General features: G+C 72.0%; 28 protein-coding genes and 1 pseudogene. 11 read left to right on the forward strand and 18 right to left on the reverse strand.

Annotated features, from left to right (window positions below):
* The first annotated feature begins 289 nt into the window (after nucleotides 1-289).
* The 4 genes from ACWD0Y_RS26735 (at nucleotide 290) to ACWD0Y_RS26750 (ending at nucleotide 3621) form a co-directional block, all read left to right on the forward strand.
* On the forward strand, nucleotides 290-808 hold the full coding sequence (locus ACWD0Y_RS26735) for a hypothetical protein (protein ID WP_450262883.1): 519 nt from the start codon (nucleotides 290-292) through the stop codon (nucleotides 806-808).
* Nucleotides 809-898: 90 nt separating this feature from the next.
* On the forward strand, nucleotides 899-1741 hold the full coding sequence (locus tag ACWD0Y_RS26740) for a DUF4097 family beta strand repeat-containing protein (protein WP_450262884.1): 843 nt from the start codon (nucleotides 899-901) through the stop codon (nucleotides 1739-1741).
* Between the two features lie 96 nt (nucleotides 1742-1837).
* Nucleotides 1838-2833: an ATP-binding cassette domain-containing protein gene (locus ACWD0Y_RS26745; protein ID WP_450262885.1), complete on the forward strand. Its 996-nt coding sequence runs from the start codon at nucleotides 1838-1840 to the stop codon at nucleotides 2831-2833.
* Nucleotides 2830-3621, forward strand: a complete 792-nt coding sequence (locus ACWD0Y_RS26750) for an ABC transporter permease (RefSeq protein WP_450262886.1) — start codon at nucleotides 2830-2832, stop codon at nucleotides 3619-3621. Before ACWD0Y_RS26745 ends, ACWD0Y_RS26750 begins: the two co-directional genes overlap by 4 nt.
* Before the next feature lie 190 nt (nucleotides 3622-3811).
* On the opposite strand, the gene ACWD0Y_RS26755 is transcribed toward ACWD0Y_RS26750, so the two are convergent.
* Nucleotides 3812-4579: a TetR/AcrR family transcriptional regulator gene (locus ACWD0Y_RS26755; RefSeq protein ID WP_450262887.1), complete on the reverse strand. Its 768-nt coding sequence runs from the start codon at nucleotides 4577-4579 to the stop codon at nucleotides 3812-3814.
* 113 nt (nucleotides 4580-4692) lie between these two features.
* Between ACWD0Y_RS26755 and ACWD0Y_RS26760 the strand changes: the two are divergent.
* The 3 genes and pseudogenes from ACWD0Y_RS26760 to ACWD0Y_RS26770 form a co-directional block, all read left to right on the forward strand.
* Nucleotides 4693-5676 (forward strand): annotated as a pseudogene (locus ACWD0Y_RS26760) (ATP-binding cassette domain-containing protein); the annotation flags it as partial.
* On the forward strand, nucleotides 5675-6427 hold the full coding sequence (locus ACWD0Y_RS26765; RefSeq protein WP_450262888.1) for an ABC transporter permease: 753 nt from the start codon (nucleotides 5675-5677) through the stop codon (nucleotides 6425-6427). The pseudogene ACWD0Y_RS26760 and the gene ACWD0Y_RS26765, both read left to right, overlap by 2 nt.
* A gap of 139 nt (nucleotides 6428-6566) precedes the next feature.
* Nucleotides 6567-7163, forward strand: coding sequence for a dihydrofolate reductase family protein (locus ACWD0Y_RS26770; RefSeq protein ID WP_450262889.1), 597 nt, complete (start codon nucleotides 6567-6569; stop codon nucleotides 7161-7163).
* A gap of 39 nt (nucleotides 7164-7202) precedes the next feature.
* Here ACWD0Y_RS26770 and ACWD0Y_RS26775 read toward each other — a convergent pair whose 3' ends face one another.
* From ACWD0Y_RS26775 to ACWD0Y_RS26785, 3 genes are all read right to left on the reverse strand, one after another.
* Nucleotides 7203-7907, reverse strand: a complete 705-nt coding sequence (locus ACWD0Y_RS26775) for an HAD family hydrolase (protein WP_450262890.1) — start codon at nucleotides 7905-7907, stop codon at nucleotides 7203-7205.
* A 207-nt stretch (nucleotides 7908-8114) separates the two neighbouring features.
* Nucleotides 8115-9080: an asparaginase gene (locus ACWD0Y_RS26780; protein ID WP_450262891.1), complete on the reverse strand. Its 966-nt coding sequence runs from the start codon at nucleotides 9078-9080 to the stop codon at nucleotides 8115-8117.
* A gap of 73 nt (nucleotides 9081-9153) precedes the next feature.
* Complete coding sequence (locus ACWD0Y_RS26785) at nucleotides 9154-9771, reverse strand: RsiG family protein (protein ID WP_450262892.1); 618 nt, start codon at nucleotides 9769-9771, stop codon at nucleotides 9154-9156.
* Nucleotides 9772-9887: 116 nt separating this feature from the next.
* On the opposite strand from ACWD0Y_RS26785, the gene dtd reads away from it, so the two are divergent.
* On the forward strand, nucleotides 9888-10313 hold the full coding sequence (dtd, locus tag ACWD0Y_RS26790; RefSeq protein WP_450262893.1) for a D-aminoacyl-tRNA deacylase: 426 nt from the start codon (nucleotides 9888-9890) through the stop codon (nucleotides 10311-10313).
* 71 nt (nucleotides 10314-10384) lie between these two features.
* On the opposite strand, the gene ygfZ is transcribed toward dtd, so the two are convergent.
* From ygfZ to ACWD0Y_RS26820, 6 genes are all read right to left on the reverse strand, one after another.
* Nucleotides 10385-11365, reverse strand: a complete 981-nt coding sequence (gene ygfZ / locus ACWD0Y_RS26795) for a CAF17-like 4Fe-4S cluster assembly/insertion protein YgfZ (protein WP_450262894.1) — start codon at nucleotides 11363-11365, stop codon at nucleotides 10385-10387.
* A 9-nt stretch (nucleotides 11366-11374) separates the two neighbouring features.
* Complete coding sequence (locus ACWD0Y_RS26800) at nucleotides 11375-11812, reverse strand: Fur family transcriptional regulator (protein ID WP_450262895.1); 438 nt, start codon at nucleotides 11810-11812, stop codon at nucleotides 11375-11377.
* Nucleotides 11813-11858: 46 nt separating this feature from the next.
* Complete coding sequence (locus ACWD0Y_RS26805) at nucleotides 11859-12422, reverse strand: FABP family protein (protein ID WP_093800242.1); 564 nt, start codon at nucleotides 12420-12422, stop codon at nucleotides 11859-11861.
* A 222-nt stretch (nucleotides 12423-12644) separates the two neighbouring features.
* Entirely contained in the window at nucleotides 12645-13502 is an 858-nt protein-coding gene (locus ACWD0Y_RS26810) for a hypothetical protein (protein WP_450262896.1), read from the reverse strand.
* On the reverse strand, nucleotides 13499-14293 hold the full coding sequence (locus tag ACWD0Y_RS26815) for a hypothetical protein (protein WP_450262897.1): 795 nt from the start codon (nucleotides 14291-14293) through the stop codon (nucleotides 13499-13501). The genes ACWD0Y_RS26810 and ACWD0Y_RS26815 overlap by 4 nt, the downstream gene beginning before the upstream one ends.
* Entirely contained in the window at nucleotides 14290-15102 is an 813-nt protein-coding gene (locus ACWD0Y_RS26820; RefSeq protein ID WP_450262898.1) for a hypothetical protein, read from the reverse strand. The genes ACWD0Y_RS26815 and ACWD0Y_RS26820 overlap by 4 nt, the downstream gene beginning before the upstream one ends.
* A 105-nt stretch (nucleotides 15103-15207) precedes the next feature.
* Here ACWD0Y_RS26820 and ACWD0Y_RS26825 point away from each other — a divergent pair, with 105 nt between their 5' ends.
* On the forward strand, nucleotides 15208-15570 hold the full coding sequence (locus tag ACWD0Y_RS26825; protein ID WP_450262899.1) for a DsrE family protein: 363 nt from the start codon (nucleotides 15208-15210) through the stop codon (nucleotides 15568-15570).
* 20 nt (nucleotides 15571-15590) lie between these two features.
* Here the strand turns inward: ACWD0Y_RS26825 and ACWD0Y_RS26830 are convergent, their stop codons facing one another.
* The 8 genes from ACWD0Y_RS26830 to ACWD0Y_RS26865 form a co-directional block, all read right to left on the reverse strand.
* Nucleotides 15591-15851, reverse strand: a complete 261-nt coding sequence (locus ACWD0Y_RS26830) for a DUF3099 domain-containing protein (protein ID WP_450262900.1) — start codon at nucleotides 15849-15851, stop codon at nucleotides 15591-15593.
* Between the two features lie 92 nt (nucleotides 15852-15943).
* On the reverse strand, nucleotides 15944-16231 hold the full coding sequence (locus ACWD0Y_RS26835) for a DUF1416 domain-containing protein (RefSeq protein WP_450262901.1): 288 nt from the start codon (nucleotides 16229-16231) through the stop codon (nucleotides 15944-15946).
* Nucleotides 16232-16266: 35 nt separating this feature from the next.
* Nucleotides 16267-17106 (reverse strand): sulfurtransferase, encoded by an 840-nt coding sequence (locus ACWD0Y_RS26840; RefSeq protein ID WP_450262902.1) that lies wholly within the window; start codon nucleotides 17104-17106, stop codon nucleotides 16267-16269.
* 178 nt (nucleotides 17107-17284) lie between these two features.
* A complete protein-coding gene (locus ACWD0Y_RS26845) occupies nucleotides 17285-17368 on the reverse strand; it encodes a putative leader peptide (protein ID WP_369689033.1) in 84 nt (27 codons plus the stop codon).
* Nucleotides 17369-17532: 164 nt separating this feature from the next.
* A complete protein-coding gene (locus ACWD0Y_RS26850) occupies nucleotides 17533-18231 on the reverse strand; it encodes an LmeA family phospholipid-binding protein (protein WP_450262903.1) in 699 nt (232 codons plus the stop codon).
* Nucleotides 18232-18301: 70 nt separating this feature from the next.
* Nucleotides 18302-19588 (reverse strand): hypothetical protein, encoded by a 1287-nt coding sequence (locus ACWD0Y_RS26855; protein ID WP_450262904.1) that lies wholly within the window; start codon nucleotides 19586-19588, stop codon nucleotides 18302-18304.
* A gap of 10 nt (nucleotides 19589-19598) precedes the next feature.
* Nucleotides 19599-19853 (reverse strand): MoaD/ThiS family protein, encoded by a 255-nt coding sequence (locus ACWD0Y_RS26860; protein WP_344497917.1) that lies wholly within the window; start codon nucleotides 19851-19853, stop codon nucleotides 19599-19601.
* Nucleotides 19854-19886: 33 nt separating this feature from the next.
* Entirely contained in the window at nucleotides 19887-20750 is an 864-nt protein-coding gene (locus ACWD0Y_RS26865) for an alpha/beta hydrolase (protein ID WP_450262905.1), read from the reverse strand.
* A gap of 262 nt (nucleotides 20751-21012) precedes the next feature.
* Here ACWD0Y_RS26865 and ACWD0Y_RS26870 point away from each other — a divergent pair, with 262 nt between their 5' ends.
* Complete coding sequence (locus ACWD0Y_RS26870; RefSeq protein WP_450262906.1) at nucleotides 21013-21834, forward strand: response regulator transcription factor; 822 nt, start codon at nucleotides 21013-21015, stop codon at nucleotides 21832-21834.
* Between the two features lie 24 nt (nucleotides 21835-21858).
* Nucleotides 21859-22887: a LacI family DNA-binding transcriptional regulator gene (locus tag ACWD0Y_RS26875; protein WP_450262907.1), complete on the forward strand. Its 1029-nt coding sequence runs from the start codon at nucleotides 21859-21861 to the stop codon at nucleotides 22885-22887.

Raw genomic sequence — 22887 nt, forward strand, 5'->3', positions numbered from 1 at the left:
AGGATGCAGGCGGCGTGCGACCAGTACTCGAAGGCATGACTGCCGGTCCAGTAGGCGTCCTCCACGGCGGCCCGGCCCACGGCGCCTAGGCGGGCCACTTGGTGCCACCCGGTGCCATGTGATGCCCCCGAAAAAGCACATGCGCACACATGGCGCCACAATGACCCAGGCCGGCCTCCGCGCGTTTCCGCAGGTCAGAGCACATCCTCCCGAGTTCGCACCAAACTCGCCCCGCACAAGGTGCCATCCACCCTTGCGTGAGGTGCCATCATGGTGCCACTATGGCGTCATGGACCTCACCCCGTATGTCGACACCCTCCGCCGCGAACTCGCGGTGGCCGCCGGAGCCGGCGGTGACGAAGCGCGCGAGCTGGCCGAGCGGCTCACCGCTCCCCTGGAGTCGGCGGCCCGGCTGACCATGCTCAACGTGCTCTCCGCCGCGATGGACGAGATCACCCGCGAGCTCGCCCCCGGCTCGGTCGACGTACGGCTGCGAGGAATCGACCCCGACTTCGTGGTGACACGGCCGCCCGGCGACGGCGGCGCCCTCGCGGAGCCCGCCGCGCCCGCCGAACCGCTCAGGGCCCCGGCCCCGGCCGACGGCGACGAGGGCGGCACCGCCCGCGTCAACCTGCGCCTGCCGGCCCATCTCAAGGCGCGCGCCGAGGAGGCCGCGAACCGCGAGGGCCTGTCGGTCAACGCGTGGCTGGTGCGGGCCGTGTCGGCCGCGGTCGACGGCGGCGCCCGGCCGCGTACGACGGAGAAGCCCCAGACCTTCGGACAGAGCTTCACCGGCTGGGTGCGCTAGCCGCGCCCGCGCCCGCGCCCGCACCACTTCACCCACACACCACGTCCCACCAGCGGGGACGCCCTGAAGACCCAAGAGGACGGGACAGCCATGCCTTCTTTCGACACTCCCGAACCGATTTCGGTGTCCGCCTTCCTGTACGCCGGTTCCATCCGGTTCACCGCGGGCGACCGCCTCGACACCGCCGTCGAGGTGCGCCCCCGCGCCCCGAAGAAGGACCTGGACGTACGGGCCGCCGAGCAGACCGAGGTCACCTGCGCGAGCGGCGTGCTGACCATCACCACGCCCAAGGCCAATCTGCTCGGGCGCGGCGGCTCCGTCGACGTGACGGTGGAACTGCCCACGGGCTCGGACATCGACCTGACCGGCACCGGGGCCAATGTGCTCGGCGAGGGCCGTCTCGGCGAGGTTCGCGTGAAGACCTCCGCCGGCGACGTCCGCCTCGACACCACCGGCCCGCTGACGCTGAACGCGTCGCACGGCACGATCACGGTGGACCGGGTCGAGGGCATGGCCGAGATCACCACCAGCACCGGCAACGTGCGCGTCGGCACCGTCGACGGCCCCGCCGCCCTGAAGAACTCGCACGGCTCCACGACCGTCGGCACCGTCACCGGCGACCTGCGGGTGGGCGGCGCCCACGGCGGCATCGACATCGCGCGCGCCGGGGGGTCGGTCACCGGCACCTCGACCCACGGCCACCTTCGCATCGCCGAAGTCGCCCGTGGCGAGGTCCAGTTGGAGACCTCCCACGGCTCCATCGAGGTCGGCGTCCGCGAGGGCACCGCCGCCTGGCTCGACGTCAGCTCCAACCGCGGGCAGGTACGCAACACCCTCACCGCGTCCGAAGCCCCGGAGCAGGCCGAGGACACCGTCAAGATCCGCGCACGGACCAACTGGGGCAACATCGACGTCCTCCGCGCCAAGGCCTGACCCCAGAAGCAAGGCCCGGCCCCGGAAGTACCGCTCCCGCCTCGCCTCACCCCGCCCACTCCCCCAGCCACTTCACTCTTCGAACGGGAGGGCTCCATGCCTTCGTCTGTCATGTCCACGCCTAAGCGGGGCGGCGGTCCGCAGTCGCCCGCCGCCGTCTCCACCGTCGGTCTGCGCAAGTCGTACGGCGACAAGACCGTGCTCGACGGCATCGACCTGCACATCCCGGCCGGGTCCGTGTTCGCTCTGCTCGGACCGAACGGCGCCGGCAAGACCACCGCCGTCAAGATCCTCTCCACGCTCATCACCGCCGACGGCGGGCAGGCCCAGGTCGCGGGCCACGACGTCACCACGTCACCGGACGGAGTGCGTACCGCGATCGGTGTCACCGGGCAGTTCTCCGCCGTCGACGGCCTGATCACCGGTGAGGAGAACATGCTCCTCATGGCGGACCTGCACCACCTGTCCAAGCGCGAGGGGCGGCGGGTCACCGCCGAACTGCTGGAGCGCTTCGATCTGGTGGACGCCGCCAAGAAGCCCGCCTCCAGCTACTCCGGCGGCATGAAGCGCCGCCTGGACATCGCCATGACCCTGGTCGGCTCCCCGCGGATCATCTTCCTCGACGAGCCCACCACCGGCCTCGACCCCCGCTCCCGCCACAACATGTGGCAGATCATCCGCGAACTGGTCACGGACGGCGTCACCGTCTTCCTCACCACCCAGTACCTGGAGGAGGCCGACGAACTCGCCGACCGCATCGCCGTGCTCAACGACGGCAGGATCGCCGCCGAAGGCACCGCCGACGAACTCAAGCGGCTCGTCCCCGGCGGCCACGTACGACTGCGCTTCTCCGACCCGGCCGCCTACCAGTCCGCCGCCACCGCCCTGCGCGAGGTCACCCGGGACGACGAGGCACTGTCACTGCAGATCCCCAACGGCGGCAGCCAGCGCGAACTGCGCTCCCTCCTCGACCGGCTGGACTCCGCCGGCATCGAGGCCGACGAACTCACCGTCCACACCCCCGACCTCGACGACGTCTTCTTCGCCCTGACCAGCGGTATCGACCAGCCCTCCAAGGAGACAGTCCGATGAGCTCCCTCTCCCTCGCCGCACGCGACTCGTCCACGATGCTGCGCCGCAACCTCCTGCACGCCCGGCGCTACCCGTCCATGACGCTCAACCTGCTGCTCACGCCGGTCATACTCCTGCTGCTCTTCGTCTACGTCTTCGGCGACGTGATGAGTGCCGGCATCGGGGGCGGCGGGGCGGACCGGTCCGAGTACATCGCCTATCTCGTGCCGGGCCTGCTGCTGATGACCATCGGCTCCACCACGATCGGCACCGCGGTGTCCGTCTCCATGGACATGACCGAGGGCATCATCGCCCGCTTCCGCAGCATGGCCATCCACCGCGGCTCGGTGCTCATCGGGCACGTCGTCGGCAGCGTGGTGCAGTCGGTCATGAGCGTGGTTCTCGTCGGCGCCGTCGGTGTGGCCATCGGCTTCCGCTCCACCGACGCCACCGCCCTGGAGTGGGTCGCGGCGTTCGGGCTGCTCGCGCTCTTCACTCTGGCGCTCACCTGGATCGCGGTCGGCATGGGCCTGACCAGCCCGAACGCCGAGGCGGCCAGCAACAACGCGATGCCGCTGATCTTCCTCCCGCTCATCTCCAGCGCCTTCGTCCCGGTCGACGCGATGCCGGGCTGGTTCCAGCCCATCGCCGAGTACCAGCCCTTCACCCCCGCCATCGAGACCCTGCGCGGACTGCTGCTCGGCACCCAGATCGGCCACAACGGGTGGCTCGCGCTCGGCTGGTGCCTGGCCCTCGCCGCGCTCGGCTACTTCTGGTCGAAGGCGGCCTTCAACCGCGACCCGAAGTAACCGGGACGACCGCGGGCCGCCTCCCGCGGCCCGTCCCGCCCGAGGGCGGCGTACCCCGACACCCCGTCGGCGTACGCCGCCCCGTCCGCGTTCCCGGCGCACGGCATCCGGCTCACAGCGACACCCGGCACCCGGCACCCGGCACCCGGCACCCGACGGCACCGGCCACCCGACCCGTCCCGGGCGCCCCCTAGTCCCCCGCCCGCTTCCGCACCAGCACCTCGACCCCGTCCAGCAGCCGTTCGAGCCCGAAGACGAACTCGAAATCGGGATCGTCCGGCTGCTCGAAGATCCCCGACTCCAGCACCCGCGTCACCGCCGGATACCGCTGCGGATCGACCAGCTTGGCCACCGTCCGCCCGTACTGTCCGAGGACCTCTTCGGGTGTGGCGCCGGTACGTTCGTTCGCCGCCGCGAGATCCGCCATCAGCTGTGTCTCGTTCCGCACGAAGCCGTTGACCAGCAGGATCACCGAGAGCTTCTCGCCCTCGTCGAGGCCGGTGCCGGCCAGCGCGCCGAGCCCCTGGTCCATCCAGGCCAGGGAGTTGGGGGTGGCCGGCGGACCGGTGGTCGGGATGCGCAGCGCCCACGGGTTGCGGCGCAGCATCTCGCGCTGGGCCCGTGCCCACCAGGCGAGCGCCTCGCGCCAGCCGGTGCCGGGTTCCGGCGGGGCGGGCGGGGTTCCGGCGGCGGCGTCCAGCATGAGGACGTAGAGCTCGTCCTTGGCACCGACGTACCGGTAGAGGGACATCGTCGACGCGCCGAGTTGCTTGGCGACGCGGCCCATGGACACCGCCGCGAGCCCCTCGGCCGCCGCCAGCCCGACCGCCGCGTCGACGATCCGCTCCAGGCTCAGGCCGGGCCTCGGCCCCTTCGCCGGGCGTTCCCGCAGGCCCCAGGCGAGTTCGAGGCTCGCGGGCAGCTCCGTGCCACCACCGCCGTCGTCGGCCGCGCTCATTCGCCCACCCTCCCTCTTCGCCTTCTCGCTTGACGGCCATCCTAGTTATGCGTAAGCCTTACGCAGTAGAGCGTATGGCATACGCAGAAGATGAGCGACGAGGAGCCCCACCCATGGCAGGACATCCCGCACCTCCCGCACAGCCCACCCCTCCCGCGATCGAGACGTCCGGCCTCACCAAGTCCTACGGAAAGCTCGCCGTCCTCCAGGGCATCGACCTGTCCGTGGCCCCGGGGTCCGTCTTCGCCCTCCTCGGCCCCAACGGCGCGGGCAAGACCACGGCCGTGCGCATCCTCACCACCCTCACCACGGCCGACGCCGGCACCGTGCGTGTCGCCGGGTACGACGTACGCGCCGAACGGAGCCGGGTGCGCCGCGCGATCAGCCTGACCGGGCAGTCCGCGGCGGTCGACGAGCGCCAGACCGGCGCGGAGAACCTCCGCATGGCGGCGAGACTGGCCCGCCTCCCCCGCGCCGAGGCCCGCGTCCGCGCCACCGCCCTCCTCGACCGCTTCGGGCTGACCGAGGCCGGGGACCGGCTGGTCGCGACGTACTCCGGAGGCATGCGGCGCAGGCTCGACCTCGCGGCGGGCCTGGTCGGCAGCCCCGAGGTGATCTTCCTGGACGAGCCGACGACGGGCCTGGACCCGCGCAGCCGGCGTGAGCTGTGGGCGGCCGTACGCGAGCTCTCGGCCCAGGGCGTCACGGTCTTCCTCACCACCCAGTACCTGGAGGAGGCCGACGAACTGGCCGACCGCATCGCGGTCCTGGACCGGGGCCGCCTGGTGGCACAGGGCACGGCGGAGGAACTGAAGTCACGCGTCGCGGGCCACCGCCTGGACCTCACCCTCGCCACCGGGGCCGCCTACCTGCACACGACCTCCCTGCTCGGCGCCCGCGCGACCCGCCACGCGCCCGGGACGCTGACGCTCTCGGTCCCGACCGACGGCACGGCGGCGCACGTACGGGACCTGCTCGACGAGATCGACCCGTCCCGCTCGGCCGTCAGCCACTTCTCCGTCCACACGGCGACGCTGGACGACGTCTTCCTGACCCTGACCACGACCGGCCGCCGGTCCGCCGAGGAGCCCTCCCATGCCGGAAGCCACCGCACTCCTCACCATGACGGGCCGCTCCCTCCGCCTGAGCCGCCGCAACACCGACGCCGTCATCGTCTCGATGATGCTGCCGATCATGATGATGCTGGTCTTCGTCTACCTCTTCGGCGGAGCGATCAACACCGGTACGGCGTACGTCGATTACGTCGTCCCGGGCGTCCTCGTGCTCTGCGCCGGCTTCGGCTCGGCGACCACCGCGGTGGGCGTGACGGAGGACATGAAGACCGGCATCATCGACCGCTTCCGCACCCTGGACGTCGGCGGCATTCCCATCCTGACCGGCCACGTCCTGGCCAGCACCGTCCGCAACCTCGTCTCGACCGCCCTGGTCCTGGGCGTCGCCTGCGCGATCGGCTTCCGCCCCTCGGCCTCCCCCGCCGACTGGCTCACGGCGGCGGCCGTCCTGCTCGCGTACATCACCGCGCTCTCCTGGCTGTCGGCGGCCGTGGGCCTCCTGGCCAAGTCCCCCGAGGCGGCCGGGGGGTTCACCTTCTTCGTCTCCTTCCTCCCCTACCCGAGCAGCGCCTTCGTCCGCACCGACACGATGCCCGCCTGGCTCCACGGCTTCGCCGACCACCAGCCGATCACCCCGGTCATCGAATCCCTCCGGGGCCTGCTCATGAACGAGCCCGTGGGGAACACCCCATGGGCCGCCCTGGCGTGGTGCGCGGGAATCCTGGCGGTGTCCGTCGCCCTGTCGGACGCCTTGTTCCGGCGCCGGACGGCGTGAGGTCCGGCGCCGGGACGGGAGCGGCGTACGGTCATGTGTCCCACATCACAACGGCGGAACCGGGTGGGCGCGACGATTTCGGGGCGGCGCAGTCGTCTCCACTCCCGTAACCCCGGAGCGAGCAAGAGGAACGAGTCCCATGCGCATCGTCATCAGCGAGTTCATGAGTCTGGACGGCATCGTGCAGGCGCCGGGCGGCCCCGGCGAGGACACCGACGGCGGCTTCGCCCACGGCGGCTGGTCGCACCCGTTCTTCGACCCGGAGGTGGTGGGCGGCGCCTTCGACGACGCCACGGCCAGGGCCGAGGGGCTGCTGTTCGGCCGCCGCACGTGGCAGACGATGGCCGGGGCGTGGCCCGAGCGGGCCGGCGACCCGTTCGCCGACCGGATGAACTCCCTTCCGAAGTACGTCGTGTCCCGGACGCTGGACGACTCCGAGCTGACCTGGGAGAACACCACGCGCATCCCCGGCGACGAGGCCGTCGCCCGCATCCGGGAACTGCGCGAGCAGGACGGCGGCGACCTGGTGGTCATGGGAAGCCCCACGCTCGTACGCACCCTCCTGGGCGAGGGCCTGGCCGACGAGCTCCGGCTCATGATCATGCCGGTGCTCCTGGGCGGCGGAAAGACGATCTTCCCCGGCGACGGCGGGCTGCGCACGCTCGAACTGGTCTCCACCGTCATCAGCGAAGCGGGCGTGCACGTCTGCACCTACCGGCCCGTCGCCGAGGGGTGAGCCGGGGCCGGACCGCTCTCGCGGGCAGCTTGCGGGCCTTCAGACCCGAGCCGTCGCCCGCACCGCCCGGAGCACCGGTTCCAGGTCGTCCACGACCACCGGCGCGCCCGCCCCGAGCAGCCCCCGCGTCCCTCTCTCGTCGCGCGCGTAACCGAGGAACCGTACGCCTGCCTCCCGCGCCGCGGACAGGTCCGACGGGGTGCCGCCGACCATCAGGGTCTCCGCGGGGCGGGCGTCCAGTGCGGTGAGGGCGCGGCCGAGGCAGTCCGGGCCGGAAGCGGGCCGGCCCGGGCCGGGCGTACGGCCGTGGAGGTGCGGGCCGAAACAGCCGGCGAGGCCCCGGCCGGTCAGGTACCGCTCCACCGCCAGCGGAGAGTGGTCCGTCGCGATCGCGAGACGGTTGCCGACCGCGCTCCAGGTGCGTACCAGCGGGTCGGCGTACGGGGCGGGCCTGGCGGTGGCGGCGGCCCGCAGCTCCTCGCGGGTGAGCTCTTCCTCCAGGGCCTCCACCAGCTCGCTGCCGGGGCGGGCCCGTGCCGCGGCCCGCAGGACGGCGTGCGGGCCGCCGGAAGCCAGTTCCTCCTCCGTCAGCGGCACACGCAGGCCGTGCTTCTCCAGCCGGTCGGCCAGAGCGCCCGCCACGTCGTGCGCCCGGCGGCCCGCGAAGAGCCGGCAGAGGGGGCCGTCGAAGCCGAAGACCACGCATTGCGCACCTGTGATCAGATCCCGCAGTTTCTCGGTCACCGGTGCCGCCTGTTCGGTTTGAGTCGTGTCAGAGGTCACTAGGAGAGTGTCAGGCCCGACGTGGCGGTGTTCCAGAGCGCGTCGGACCACTTCCACGACCGCTCCCCGGACGCCGCGTTCCGCGGACCGCCGAACGCCGGGCACCGTCCGGCCCGCCCCGGCCGCCCTCGGCCCCTCTGTGGCCGCCCCCGGCCGCTCCCGGCCGCCTCAGAACGCCGCGCGTATCTCCCCGACCTCGGCCGCCCCGCCCATCAGCGGCGCCCGCCCGATCCGGTCCACCACCGGCGCGTCCACGCCGAGCCGCCGCAGCACCCGTGCCAGCACCGGCCCCAGCGCCCGCGTCGCACCGTCGTCGATCTTGAAGGCGAAGGCCCGGCCGTCCGGCAGGGCCACCGCCTGCACCGCCTCGGCGCCCATCTTGGACAGCGTGCCCGGCACCTCGCGCATCAGCCAGGTGTCGAAGCGGCGCGTGCCCCCGACGTACTCGGGGTGCGCGCGCATCGCGTCCGCGACGCGGCGCTCCGCCGTGCCCTCCTCGGCGAGCACGAAGCCCCGGAAGGCCCGCGCGAGCCCGGCCAGGCTGATCGCCATCAGAGGCGCGCCGCAGCCGTCGGTCCCGACCGCCGTGACGCGCTCGCCGCTCGCCTCCTCGACCACCTTCAGCACGAGCTGCTGGAGCGGGTGCGCGGGGTCCAGGTACGAGCCCGTGTCCCACCCGTTCCGCGCGCACACCGCCAGCATCGCCGCGTGCTTGCCCGAACAGTCCATGGCGATCCGCTCGCGCACCCCGCCCGCGGCCAGGTGCGCCTCCGCCTCCACCGGGTCCAGCGGCAGGTCCGGCGGGGTCTGGAGGTCCGCCTCCGTGAACCCGGCCTCCGCCAGCATCTTCCGTACCAGCTCCAGCTGGAACCGCTCGCCCGAGTGGCTCGACGCCGCCAGCGCCAGCCGCTCGCCCGACAGGTCGAGCCCGGCCCGCAGCACCGCCGCGGCCTGCATCGGCTTGTTGCTGGAGCGCGGGAAGACCGGGGCGTACGGATCACCGGCCGCCAGCTCCACACTGCCGTCGGCCGCCAGGACGACGAGCGAACCCCGATGGCGGCCCTCGACGAAACCGGAACGAACGACTTCCGCGAGGACCGGGGATATGGCAGCGGCGGCGGTGCTGGAGGACATGGGGGGGCGACCTTCCGGGGCAGGACCGGCCTCTCCGAGGCGGAGCCGGCCGAATCGCGGCCTCGGGTCAGCTTCAGGTCAGCAGGTCGTCTACTTGTGCTTCACCATCACGGTACCTGCGGGCGATCTCGGTGCTGCAATCGTCCGCCGTCCGCTGGAGGAGCTGCCGGCGGCGCGAGACCTGCTGTTCGTAGCGGACGAGCCGCACCATGGCCGCGTGCAGCTCCTCGTCCGTACGGGCACCGAGGTCCGAGAGCTCGACCTCGGCGAGCATCTCGGCGGCCAGCTGCCGGGACTCCTCGCTGCGCGGTGTGGAGAGCGTGACGTGCCGGGCGGAGGAACGGTGCTGCGACGGGGCGTCCGCGAGGATCTCCGAGAGCCGGTCCACGACCGGGGACTCCGGCCCCGTACGCCGCGCCAGCTCGGCCCGCAGGATGTCGATCCGCCCGTGCAGCAGACGCCGCACATAGCTGAGGTCCGCCTCGTCGCGCTGCGAGTCACGGCGCAGGGCGCGCAGCTCCGGCAGCCCCAGCACGGCGAGATCGGGCTTCTTCCGGTCGGCCGCGAAGGCGTTGCCCGTGCTCTCGCCGGTCCGCTGAGCCGGTGGTCGTGCGGCGGAAGCGGAAGCCGTCAGCCGGCTCATCGGCATCGGTACGGGCCCGGGCGACTGCCCGGCGCCAGGTGTGCTCATGAAGTGTTCCGTCCCCTCGACCGGTGCGGCGCGCACCGCCTCTGTGCATCGTGCCACTCCTGACTGCCACCCTGCAGGTGCTCTACGCCCGTTCGGCCCCCGATAGGTTGGTCCACATGCGTGCAGTGGTGCAGAGGGTCGACGGCGCGAGCGTCGTCGTGGCGGGCCGGACGGTCGGCGAGATCGTCGGCGAAGGGCTGTGTGTGCTGGTGGGAGTCACCCACGAGGACACGGCGGACAAGGCAGCGCAGCTCGCCCGGAAGCTGTGGTCGGTCCGGATCCTCGCGGGCGAGAAATCCTGCTCCGACGTGAACGCGCCGCTTCTGGTCATCTCACAGTTCACCCTCTACGGGGACGCCCGCAAGGGCCGCCGCCCGACCTGGAACGCCGCGGCCCCCGGCGACGTCGCCGAACCCCTGGTCGACGAGGTCGTGGCGCAGCTCCGCGCCCTGGGCGCCCACGTGGAGACGGGCCGGTTCGGAGCGGAGATGCGGGTCTCGCTCACGAACGACGGCCCGTTCACGGTACTGATCGAGATCTGAGGCGGTCCGAGACGGTCCAGGACGGCCCGGGGCGGCGGCCCCGGGGCGGAGAAGGACCGCCGCGGCTGCCGCTACGGCTCTACGACGACTTCCTGCGCCGCGGCCGTGTCCCCCGCCATCAGCTCCGCGTCCACCGGCACGTTGCGCTTGACCAGCGCGAGGGCGATCGGCCCCAGCTCGTGGTGACGGGCCGAGGTGGTGACGAAGCCGAGCTGACGGCCCTCCTCGCCGTCCGCCGCGAGCCGCACCGGCGTACCGGGCGGCGGCAGCAGGACCTCGCTGCCGTCCAGGTGCAGGAAGACCAGGCGCCGCGGCGGCTTCCCCAGGTTCTGGACCCGGGCGACGGTCTCCTGGCCCCGGTAGCAGCCCTTCTGGAGGTGTACGGCGCTGCCGATCCAGCCCAGCTCGTGCGGGATGGTGCGGTGGTCGGTCTCGAAGCCCAGCCGGGGCCGGTGCGCCTCGACGCGCAGGGCCTCGTACGCCAGGATGCCGGCCGCCGGACCGTGGGCCCCGGCGTACGCCTCCAGCTCACCCCGCGGCAGGAAGAGGTCCCGGCCGTGCGGTGTCTCCCGTACGGCCACTCCCCCGGGCACGTCGGCGATGGATCCGGCCGGGAGGTGGACGACCGCGAAGTCCTCGGTGCGGTCGGCGGTCTCCACCCGGTAGAAGAACTTCATCGACTCCAGGTACGCGAGGAGATCGCCCTGCGTGCCCGGCTCGACGTGCATCCACACCGTCTCGCCGTCGTCGACGAGGTACATCGCGTGCTCGACGTGGCCGTGCGCGGTGAGGATCAGCGCCTCGGTGGCCCGGCCTGCCGGGAGCTCGCTGACGTGCTGCGTGAGCAGGAGGTGCAGCCAGCTCAGCCGGTCGTCCCCGGTGACGGTGACGACGCCGCGGTGGGACAGGTCGACGAAACCGGTGCCGCCGGCGAGCGCGCGCTGCTCGCGGAACAGGTCTCCGTAGTGCGCGGCGACGCCTTCGTCACGCCCTTCGGCGGGGACGGCGCCGGGCAGGGACAGCAAGGGGCTGGTGGGTGAGTGTCGCAGCATGCGGCCAGCCTACGACTCGGTGGTCGAAGCCTGTGCGGCGCACTTCTCACAGCGCCCGAAGATCGCGAAGTGCTTCATGTCCGTCTCGAAGCCGAACGTCTCGCGCAGTTTGGCGGTGAAGTCGGCGGCGATCTCGATGTCGGCCTCGATCACGTGCGTACAGTCGCGGCACACCAGGTGGATGTGGTGGTGACGGTCCGCCAGGTGGTACGTCGGGGCTCCGTGCCCCAGATGGGCGTGGCTGACCAGCCCCAGCTCCTCCAGGAGCTCCAGGGTCCGGTACACCGTGGAGATGTTCACGCCGGACGCGGTTTTGCGCACCTCGACGAGGATGTCGTCGGGCGTCGCGTGTTCCAGGGCGTCCACGGCCTCCAGGACGAGCTGGCGCTGGGGCGTCAGCCGGTAGCCGCGCTGCCGCAGGTCGCTTTTCCAGTCGGTGCTCACCACGTGCCCAGTGTAGGCAGCGCGGCGAGCGACCGAAGGTGCGTACGGCCTACTTGAAGAAGGCGATTCCGTCGTCGGGCAGGTCCTTGAGGTCCTTCGCCCACTCCCTCGGGTCGACGACCTTCTTCAGGTGCGCCGACATGTAGGGGCGCAGCTCGACGTCCGGGGTCGCCTTCTCGCCGACCCACATCAGGTCGCTCTTGACGTAGCCGTAGAGACGCTTGCCGCCGGTGTACGGCCCCGAGGCGGCGGTACGCGCCACGGCGTCCGTCACCAGGTCGATCTGCGGCTTCTGGTCCGCCAGCTCGCCGTACCAGATCTCGACGACGCCCTGGTCGCGGATCATGACGACCTCGACCTTGCGGTCCTTGTCGATGCGCCAGTAACCGGTCTCGCTCTCCAGCGGGCGGACCTTCTTGCCCTCGCTGTCGAGCACCCAGGTGCGCGAGACGTACTCGAGGAAGTCCCGGCCGTCGTGGGAGAAGGTGACTTCCTGGCCGAAATTGGCCTTCTCGTCACCGGGGAAGTCGAAGACACCCGCGCCTTCCCAGTTTCCGAGGAGGAAGACGAGGGGGACGAGGTCCGGGTGGAGGTCGGACGGGATCTCGATCATGAGCTGCTCAGGCGATCTGTGAGGGGAGGGGTGGGTTAGCGCTGACCCTGGTAGAGCTTCTTCACGGTCAGACCGGCGAAGGCCAGAACACCGACGCAGACCAGAACCAGCAGGGCTTCGAAGAAAATCGTCAGCACGGGGGTGCTCCTTGCACGAGCGGTGGGCGGTACGGGGCCGGGCCCCAGCTTAGTCGGCGGGGCCCGGCACGGCCGTCCCGGGGCTTCAGCCGAGCAGCTGGTTCTGGAGAATCACCGACTGGTGGAAGGGCACCCCGGGGGCGCCGCCCTTCCTGGAGTGCGTGAGCAGCGCGATCGTGTCGCCGGCCTGGACGTAGGCCAGCCGGTCCTGCTCGCCGTCGTACGGCTTCTCCTCGGTGAAGAGGTACGCCATGGTGTTCTCGACCAGACCCGAGCTCGACCAGTCGGGGTCGAGCTCCAGGGCGGGCGACCCGGCGAGCGGTACGCCGCTGTCCATGCCGACGGCGAGCACGTGGTTCCTGAAGCGCTCGGCGATGCCGACCGAGTTGAACCGGAGCAGGTAGACCCGGGACGCGGTGCCGTCCGGCATGGTCCAGCCGCGTGCGGCGACATGGCGTACGGCGTAGTCGGACAGCGCGAACCCCAGCTCGCTCCGCCTGTCCTTCTCGTACACCTCCGTGAACCGCTCGGAGGCCACCCAGCCGCCGTCGAGCTCCTTGTCCTGCGTGGCGCCGGCCGGCAGAGGCAGCAGCAGTTCACGCAGGTCGGCGTGGTGGACCTCTCCCCGGTTGCCGTCGTTGAAGGGGCGCGGGGAGCCGGCCGGCAGAGCGGGCAGGGAGAGCACCGGGTAGTCCCAGCGGCCGTCGCTCCGGGTGGCCAGACCGGGCACGTCGGTACGTTCCATCGACGCGACGCCGAAGGCGGTGCCGGTCCCGACACCGCCGCACACGAGCACGGCGGCGGTCCACCGGGCGACGGCCCGAAGCGCCTTGCGCGGCGGATGGGGCGCGGCGGGGGCTTCGGCGGGCGCTTCGGCGGCCTGCTGAGCGGGGGCCGCTTCGGCGGCGGTCGCCTGCGCCGCCGCCGTGAGCTGCTCGGTCATATGTACTCCCCCGGGGACACGACGTGGTCGAGTTGTTCCTCGACCAGCCTGGTGACATCGGACTTCGAGAACGGTTCGGTGCCGGAGGCGGTGATGTCGACCATCAGCTCGCCGTCGTACGCCATGCAGAACATCCCGTCGAGGCCCGGCTCCTCCCCGGTGCCGGGCCAGCCCGTGGGCGCGGCCATGACGCAGGACGCCTTCTTGTGTCCCCCGACCTTCGGGCCCTTGGGCACGCCCAGGAAGCGGAGCAGCTCCGTCCGGAACTCGTACAGGTCGTGGACCTGCTTCTCGTCCTCGATCCGGACGATCTGGGTCTGGATGACGAGATCACCGGCGTTCGACGCGTACGACCGCACGGCGATCCCCCGCACGCCCAGCTTGTCGACCCTCCGGTCGTACTCCCGGCGGTTCTTCCCGTAGATCTCGCGCCCCTGCTCCTTGAGGAGGGCGACCGCCTGCGCGCTGCTGAGCTCACCGTCATTGCCGTACGAGCCGATGTCGGGACCGAGGCGGTACGTCTCGGGGACGGGCAGCAGGAGCTTGCTGAGCCCGGTCGAGTCCCTGCCCTTGGCGACGTCGCCGGCCGGGTCCTCGGCGGGCTTGCCGCCGGGCTCCTTCCACACCGTGGTGGGAGCGGTCACGTCGGCGGAGCCGGCGGTGTTCACGGTGTACGCCGCTCCGCCGACGAGGGCGCCCACGACCAGCACGGCGGGCAGCACCGTGCCGAACAGCCGGCGCGTCGCGCTGTTGCCCACAGGCGTCTTGTCGTTCACAGGCGTCTTGTTCACAGGCGCTCCATCTGCCGCTCGGCCAGCACGCGGATGTCGCGCTCGCTGATCCGCTTGGCGTCGAAGATGTTGATGTCGACCATGACGTCACCGCGGTGGAAGAGAGCGCGGGCGCGGTACTGGGGCAGGTAGCCGGCCCTGTTCTTGGCCGGGTAGAGCCAGTAGCGGCCGTTGCCGCTGCCCTTGAGGGCGTCGCCGGCGTTGCCGGCCCCGTCCTCGTTCTCGTCCATGTAGCCCTGCTGGCCCGCGGCGTGCCCGGCGGCGCCGTGCACGGGCCCCGGGTGGTACTGGACGAGCCGGACGTACACCTCCCGGTGCGCGGAGGGCTCCCAGGCGGCCGCCGCCATCCGGCGGAAGTCCGCGTCCACGAGCTCACCGAACATGTAGTCCGGGCTGTCGAACTCGAGGGCGTACGGCCCGATCTCCTTCCAGCCGTCCTCCAGGCCGGACATCTCCCCGTCACGCGCCCCCGCGGGCTTCGGCACGAGCAGCTTGCGCAGGTCGCCGTCCGTCCTGACGCGGCGGTCGTCCTCGGCGGGCAGCGGCTCCGGCTCCTCGCCCTCGGGCAGGGGCTTCGCCGGGTACGCCAGACCGTCCTGTGCCAGCGCGGGCAGCGGCGTCGGCGGCCGCTCGGCCTGGACCGTGTAGCCGACGGCGGTCCCGCCGACGATGCCCAGCACCGCGGCGGCGGCGATGATCAGGGACGTACGCCCGCGCGTGCGGACGCCGTGTACAGGGCTGCCGCCCTTCGCCGGAACAGCCGGCTGTTCTGGTTCCTGCTGTTCAGGAACGGTTCGCTGAGCTTCCAAGGGGGTCCCCCCACGAGACCTGAGGCGCAGGTTCCATTACCTGCGGCGCAGTACAGACCCGCGAGGGGCGACCGTGGTTGTACGGCGGCGGATTACAGTTCGGGCATGGCGAAGAAGCTCGTGATCAAGGTGACCGCCGGGGCCGACGCCCCCGAGCGGTGTTCGCAGGCGTTCACGGTGGCGGCGGTGGCCGTGGCCAGCGGGGTCGAGGTCTCGCTCTGGCTGACCGGCGAGTCCTCGTGGTTCGCGCTGCCGGGGCGCGCGGCGGAGTTCGAGCTGCCGCACGCGGCGCCGCTTCCGGACCTGATCGAGTCGATCACGGCGGCCGGGCAGATCACGCTGTGCACGCAGTGTGCGGCGCGGCGCGAGATCACCGAGAAGGACGTGATCGAGGGCGTACGGATCGCGGGCGCCCAGGTCTTCGTCAGCGAGATCATGGCGGACGGCGTCCAGTCCCTCGTCTACTGATACTGACGCCTGCCGAGCGCTCACCGACGGTGCTTCTTGCCGTCCAGCTCGTCCCACCACTCGTCGGACGTCGGGTCCCCGGACGGATCGTCCCACCAGCGGTCCTCCGGCCCCCGCCGGTTGGCGACCACCGCAGCGACCGGCGGAATGACCATGGCGACGAAGCACATCCCCACGGCCACCGGCACGGACCACAGCCGCACGAGGGCCCAGGCGGAGACGAAGAGGACGATGCATCCGCCCATCAGCAGGAAATAAGCGTGACGGCGCCGCGCGTACATACCTCCACGGTACGACCGAAGGGCCGCACCCGGTCCAGGTAAGCGTCCAACCCCCTGGGGTGCGGCCCTCCGGCCAGTGAGAAAGCGCCTCGTCAGACGGCGATCGCGACCTCCGCGAGACCGCCCGTCCGGGCGACGACCGTACGGTCGGCCGTGCCGCCCGGGACCAGCGCGCGGACGGTCCACGTGCCCTCGGCCGCGTAGAAGCGGAACTGGCCCGTGGCCGAGGTCGGGACCTCGGCGGTGAACTCGCCGGTCGAGTCCAGGAGTCGGACGTAACCGGTGACGGGCTCGCCGTCGCGGGTCACGCTGCCCTGGATGGTGGTCTCACCGGGCTTGATCGTCGAGGCGTCGGGGCCGCCGGCCTGTGCTCCACACATGTTGAATCCGTCCTTCAAGTCGCGGTCGAGAGGGGTTACTTGCTGGCGCCGAGCTCGATCGGCACGCCGACCAGCGAGCCGTACTCGGTCCACGAGCCGTCGTAGTTCTTGACGTTGTCGACACCGAGCAGCTCGTGCAGGACGAACCAGGTCAGGGCCGAGCGCTCACCGATGCGGCAGTACGCGATGGTGTCCTTGGCCAGGTCGACCTGCTCGGCCTCGTACAGGGCCTTGAGCTCTTCGTCGGACTTGAAGGTGCCGTCGTCGTTGGCGTTCTTCGACCACGGGATGTTGCGGGCGGACGGGACGTGGCCCGGGCGCTGCGACTGCTCCTGCGGGAGGTGGGCCGGGGCGAGCAGCTTGCCGCTGAACTCGTCGGGCGAGCGCACGTCGACGAGGTTCTGGCTGTCGATCGCGGCCACGACGTCGTCGCGGAAGGCGCGGATCGAGGTGTCCTGCGGCTTGGCCTTGTACTGCGTGGCCGGGCGCTCGGGGACCTCCGCGACCAGGTCGCGGGAGTCGAGCTCCCACTTCTTGCGGCCGCCGTCGAGGAGGCGGACGTCCTGGTGGCCGTAGAGCTTGAAGTACCAGAAGGCGTACGACGCGAACCAGTTGTTGTTGCCGCCGTAGAGGACGACCGTGGTGTCGTTCGCGATGCCCTTCCCGGAGAGGAGCTTCTCGAAGCCGGCCTGGTCGACGAAGTCGCGGCGGACCGGGTCCTGGAGGTCCTTGGTCCAGTCGATGCGGATCGCGTTGCGGATGTGGTTCTTCTCGTACGCCGAGGTGTCTTCGTCGACCTCGACGATGGCGACCTTCGGGTCGTCGATGTGGGCCTCGACCCAGTCTGCGTCTACCAGGACATCGCTGCGGCTCATGCTGTTCTCCTCCGGGGCAGGTGCGGCGGTTGTGCGCGAGGGGGTGTGCGGGTACGCGGAACGGGACGGCGTACGGCGGCACGGGGCGGCCCCGACTTCGACGTCGCCGGTTCGTTCGGTCGGTCGGTCGCAGGGCCGGGGAAGGCGGGCGCCGGAGGCTGTTCCGGCCAGAACCCGCTCAGACAGTGCGACAGAGCATGGCGGCGACGCGGCACAGGTCTACTGCCCGCCGCTTCGTGAGGTCCGCCTGTCGCTGCTGCATGGGACCGATCGTAGGGACGTCACGACCGGCATGTCACCGGCGTGTCGGATGGTGAGACGCGATCGTCCGCGATGTGGGACGGGGAGGGGGTGCGAGGCCGCCGTTCCAGGCGGTCGCAGGGCCCGCGCCCGTCCGCTTCCTGAGGGGCGGACGCGGGTGTCTCACTATCCGGCGAGGGCCACGTCCGTGCCGGTGACGGAGATCTTCGCCCCGCCCTTCGTCGCTTCGACCTTTTCGAGTTCCATGCCTTCGGGCAGCCCGCTGACCTGCCGGTCGAAGTCGGTCCTCTCGCGGATCATCCCCTCCAGCCCGGGGACGCCCTCGCCGGGCACCTCGTCCGCCCGCACCCGGATGGTGTCGCCGTCGGCCAGGCTCACGCTGGACAGCACACTGCGTGTGATCTTGCGGCCGAGGAGGTCGACGGATCCGGTGACCTTCACCTTGCCGTTGCCGCCGTAGGAGAGGGAGATGTCGTCCTCGGCGGCCTCGGACAGGTCCTCGTACGAGACGAGGGCCCCGCCGGTGGCGCGATCCGCCGTCGCGCCGGCGAAGTCGGTGACGCTGCCCCGCACCCTCACGTCGTGGAGCTCGGCGGTCATCTCGCTGATCCGGAGCCGGTGGCCGGCGGTGCTCGCCTCGATGCCCTTGAGGGTGACGTCGACCTGGCCGAACCGCTTGGCGGCGACCTGTGTCAGGAAGGGAAATCCCTTGATGGACACGTCTGCCGTGCCGGTCAGGCCCTGCCGGCTCTGGAGGCGCTTCGCGACCTCGGACTCGGCCATGTTGACCGCCAGGCGGTCCAGGGCGACAAAGATGCCGCCGAGGATCACGGCGACGACCAGCAGTATTCGCAGCGCACGCATTGTTTACGGATCCCCCGAGTCGACCGGCCCGCCTTGACGATCACGAGCCTACTGCCAGGCAGCGTAAGGATCAGGTGATGATCCGGCCGATCAGGTACACGGCGGGGGCCGCGGCGGTCAGGGGCAGGGCCACTCCGGCCGTCATGTGGACGAAGCGGGACGGGTAGTCGTAGCTGGCCACGCGCAGGCCGACCAGCGCGCACACCCCGGCCGCGAGCCCGATCAGAGCGCCCCCGGCGCCCACGTCCGCCGTCCCGCCGGCCGCGACCCCGGCGCCGGTGGCGGCGAGCAGCGCGACGACGACCGACGCGACGCCGGACAGCGGCAGCGCGCGGGCCAGTGCGGCGACGGCGACGGCCACGCCGCCGACGGTCACGGCCTCGGGGGCCGCCGCGAGGTGGCCCGCGGCGAGTACCGCGAGGGCGGCCGAGGTGACGGTGGCCGTCAGGCCGTACATCCGCTCGTCGGCGGGGGCGCGGTTGCGCAGCTGGAGGACGAGCGCGAGCAGCACCCAGACACCGAGCGTGCCGATGATCGCGGCGGGCGCGTGCTCGGCGCCGACGGCCAGCAGCACGATGTCGGCGGTGACGCCGCCGAGGAAGGCGAGCGCGATGCCCTGGCGGGCGGGCCACATGCCGTTGAGCCGGAACCAGCCGGCCGCGGTGACGGCCTGGAGCAGCACGAGCGGCACGAGCAGGGCGTACGGGCCGACGGCCGCCGTGCCGGCGAGCAGCAGCGAGAGTCCGGCGGTCAGGGCGGCCGGCTGCATCCCGGGCGCGATGATCGGCGACCGGCCTTCGGCGCGGGCGCGCTGGGCGGCGGTGAGCGGGGCCTCCCCTGTCCCGGCGGGACCGGAAGCCCGGGGGCGTGCGTTGCCCAGGGTGGTGGGCGCGCTGTACGCCGTGTGGTCGGTGGAGCGGGACGCGGCAGCCGGGGCCGCCGCGGGCGCGGGCGCGGGTGCCGGGGCGGGGTCGTACGCCGCCGCCGGGTAGCCGTACGCGCCGGATGCCGGGGCCGCCTGGCCGTACGCCGCCGGGTCCTGCGCGTACGGGTCGTACGCACCCTGGGCCTGCGCGTACGGGTCGTACGCGCCCGGGGCCTGCGGGTACGGGTCGTACGCACCGTTGCGGGGCGACGGGTCCGAGATGTCCGAGGGAGGGGCCGGATACGCCGGGTACGCCGGGTCGGCCGCGGACTGCTCCTGCGGCCGGTACGGCTGCTGGACCGGCTGGTACTGGGTGTCCCAGGTCGGTCCGTCCCACGTCTGGGTGTACGGCTCCTGTGCGGACGGGTGCGGCTCCTGGCGCCCGTCGCGTCCGTCGCGTCCGTCATAGGGGTACGGCTGCTGGTTGCTCATGGTGTGGGGGTCATCCTCCTGCGAACGGCGGGAGCACCTCGACCGTGCCGCCCTCGGCCAGCCGTACGGTCTCATGGGGGCGGGTGCCGACGGGGTCGCCGTCGATGAGGAACGAACACCGCTGGAGTACGCGCGTCAGCTCTCCGGGGTGCCGGTCGCGCACCGCGTCGAGCGCCTCGGCGAGCGTCCCGGCCGCGTACGGCTCCTCGGCGGTCCCGGCCGCGGCCTTGGCCGCGGCCCAGTAGCGGATGGTGCCCGCTGCCATAACGGCGCTCCTTTCGTCGGCTTCCATGATGGGCTATGCCGCCACCAGCCAGGCGCCGATGCGGGTGAGGAGCGTCTCCTCGGCCGCGTTCTCGGCGTGGCCCATGCCAGGCTCGATCCACAGTTCGCCCCGGTCGCCCGCGGCCCCGGCGAGCATGCGCGGGTGGTCCAGGGGGAAGTACGGGTCGCGGTCGCCGTGCACGACCAGCAGCGGCGTCGTACCGAGCCGGGCCGCCGCCTCGGCCGGCGGGAGCGGCACGGGGTCCCAGTCCCGGGGGTGGATCCGGGTGCGCAGCCCGACCCGTCCGACGAGCCGCCCGGCGGGGCGGGTGACCACCCAGTGCAGCCGTCGCATCGGCGCCGTGCCCCGGTAGTACCAGCGGGCGGGGGCGCTGACGGCCGCGACCGCGTCGGCGTGCGCGGACACGTGCGCGGCCGTGTTCGCTTCTGTGCGCCCCCCGTGCGCGGAGCCGCTCCCGTCCCCGTACAGCGCCGCGTGCCGGACGGCCACCGAGCCGCCCATCGAGAAGCCCACCGTGGCCACCTTCCCGTGCCCCAGCGAGCGCGCCCAGCGGACCGCCGCCGCCAGGTCGAGGACCTCGCGGTCGCCGACCGTGGAGCGCCCGCCGGAGCCGCCGTGGCCCCGGAACGAGAACGTGATCACGGCTGCGTACTGCCGGAACACCTGGGCCGCGCGCCGTACCGCGGGCCGGTCCAGGGAGCCCGTGAAGCCGTGTGCGACGACGATCGCGGGGCCGTCGGTCCCGCCGCCCGGCGACGGCTCGTACAGCGCCTCGACACGCACCCCGTCGTCCGCCCGCAGAACCGTGCGCCGGGCCCCGTGCGTGATCAAGGGAACAGGTGATCTGCGGAACTGGTCCTCCGGCACGGAACTCATGTGAGCTATTGTGCTGGGCATAGGACCTGGGCAACGTTGCCCCCGGGTCCTTTTGTGTTTTCTGACCGTTGTTACGGACAGATGACGCGGTGCGGTCCCAGGGCGCGGAACCGCACCGGACGAAGTACGAAGTACGAAGTACGAGGAACGAAGTACCACGTACGAAGCAGTGCCGCATACGTCCTCGCAGGGACCGAGGAGGAACCGACGTAATGGGCGAGCGAACCGTGCATGACCGGACGACCCGGGCAGGTGGCCGACGATGAGTTCTCTGCTGCTCCTGACCAATGCCCTCCAGCCGTCGACGGAGGTGCTCCCCGCCCTCGGCCTGCTTCTGCACAGTGTGCGGGTGGCCCCCGCCGAGGGCCCGGCCCTCGTCGACACCCCCGGTGCCGACGTCATACTGATCGACGGCCGACGCGACCTCCCGCAGGTCAGGTCGCTGTGCCAGCTGCTGCGGTCCACCGGACCCGGCTGCCCGCTGATCCTCGTCGTGACGGAGGGCGGCCTGGCGGCCGTCACCGCCGACTGGGGCATCGACGACGTACTGCTCGACACCGCGGGTCCGGCCGAGGTCGAGGCGCGGCTGCGGCTCGCGACGGGCCGCCGGCAGATCACCTCCGACGACTCCCCGATGGAGATCCGCAACGGCGACCTGTCGGTCGACGAGGCGACGTACAGCGCGAAGCTGAAGGGACGGGTCCTGGACCTGACCTTCAAGGAGTTCGAGCTGCTGAAGTACCTGGCGCAGCACCCCGGCCGGGTCTTCACCCGCGCACAGCTCCTCCAGGAGGTGTGGGGCTACGACTACTTCGGCGGTACGCGCACGGTCGACGTGCACGTACGGCGGCTGCGCGCGAAGCTCGGCCCCGAGCACGAGTCGCTGATCGGGACCGTACGCAACGTGGGCTACCGCTTCGTGACCCCCGAGAAGGTCGAGCGGGCGGCTGCCGAGGAAGTCCGGGCCAAGACCGGGCGGGAAGCGGCGCCCGAGACCGTCACCCGTGTGGCGGACACCGCTCCGGACGCCGCCGCGGACGCCACCCCCCGGGAGGAAGCCGCCGTACGGCCTGCCCAGCGGTAGGTCACCCCGCGTAGACTGCCGCGCGTGGCCAAGGTGACGCGGGACGATGTGGCGCGACTGGCGGGGACTTCGACCGCGGTCGTCAGTTACGTCATCAACAACGGACCCCGGCCGGTCGCCCCGGCCACGCGCGAGCGTGTCCTCGCCGCGATCAAGGAACTCGGCTACCGGCCGGACCGGGTCGCGCAGGCCATGGCGTCCCGCCGCACCGACCTCATAGGCATGATCGTCCCCGACGCGCGGCAGCCGTTCTTCGCGGAGATGGCGCACGCGGTCGAACAGGCCGCCGCCGACCGCGGGAAGATGGTCCTCGTCGGCAACTCCGACTACCGCGACGAGCGCGAGGTCCACTACCTGCGGGCCTTCCTCGGCATGCGGGTCTCCGGTCTGATCCTGGTCAGCCAGGGCCCGAGCGAGTGGGCGGCCGCCGAGATCGAGGCGTGGGACGCGCGCGTGGTGCTGCTGCACGAGCGGCCCGAGACGATCGACGACGTGGCGGTCGTCACGGACAACATCGGCGGCGCGCAGCTCGCCACCCGCCACCTCCTGGAGCACGGTCATCCGTACGTCGCCTGCCTGGGCGGCATGGAGTCGACGCCCATGGTCGGCGACCCGGTGGCCGACCACGTCGTGGGCTGGCGCCGGGCGATGCGGGAATCGGGGCGGTCCACCGAGGGCCGCCTCTTCCAGGCTCCGTACAACAGGTACGACGCGTACCAGGTCGCCCTGAAGCTGCTCGCGGGGCCGGACCGGCCGCCCGCGATCTTCTGCTCCACGGACGACCAGGCGATCGGTGTGCTGCGGGCCGCGCGTGAGCTGCGCATCGACGTACCGGGCGAGCTGGCGGTGGCCGCCTTCGACGACGTGAAGGAAGCGGCGCTCACCGATCCGCCGCTGACGACGGTGTACTCCGACCGGCCGGCGATGGCGCGGGCGGCGGTGGACCTGGTGCTGGACGATTCGCTGCGGGTGGCGGGGTCGCGGCGCGAGCGGCTGAAGCAGTTCCCGTCGGCGCTGGTGGTGCGCCGCTCCTGCGGCTGCCCGGCGACGTAG

This window comes from Streptomyces altiplanensis (assembly GCF_053591575.1).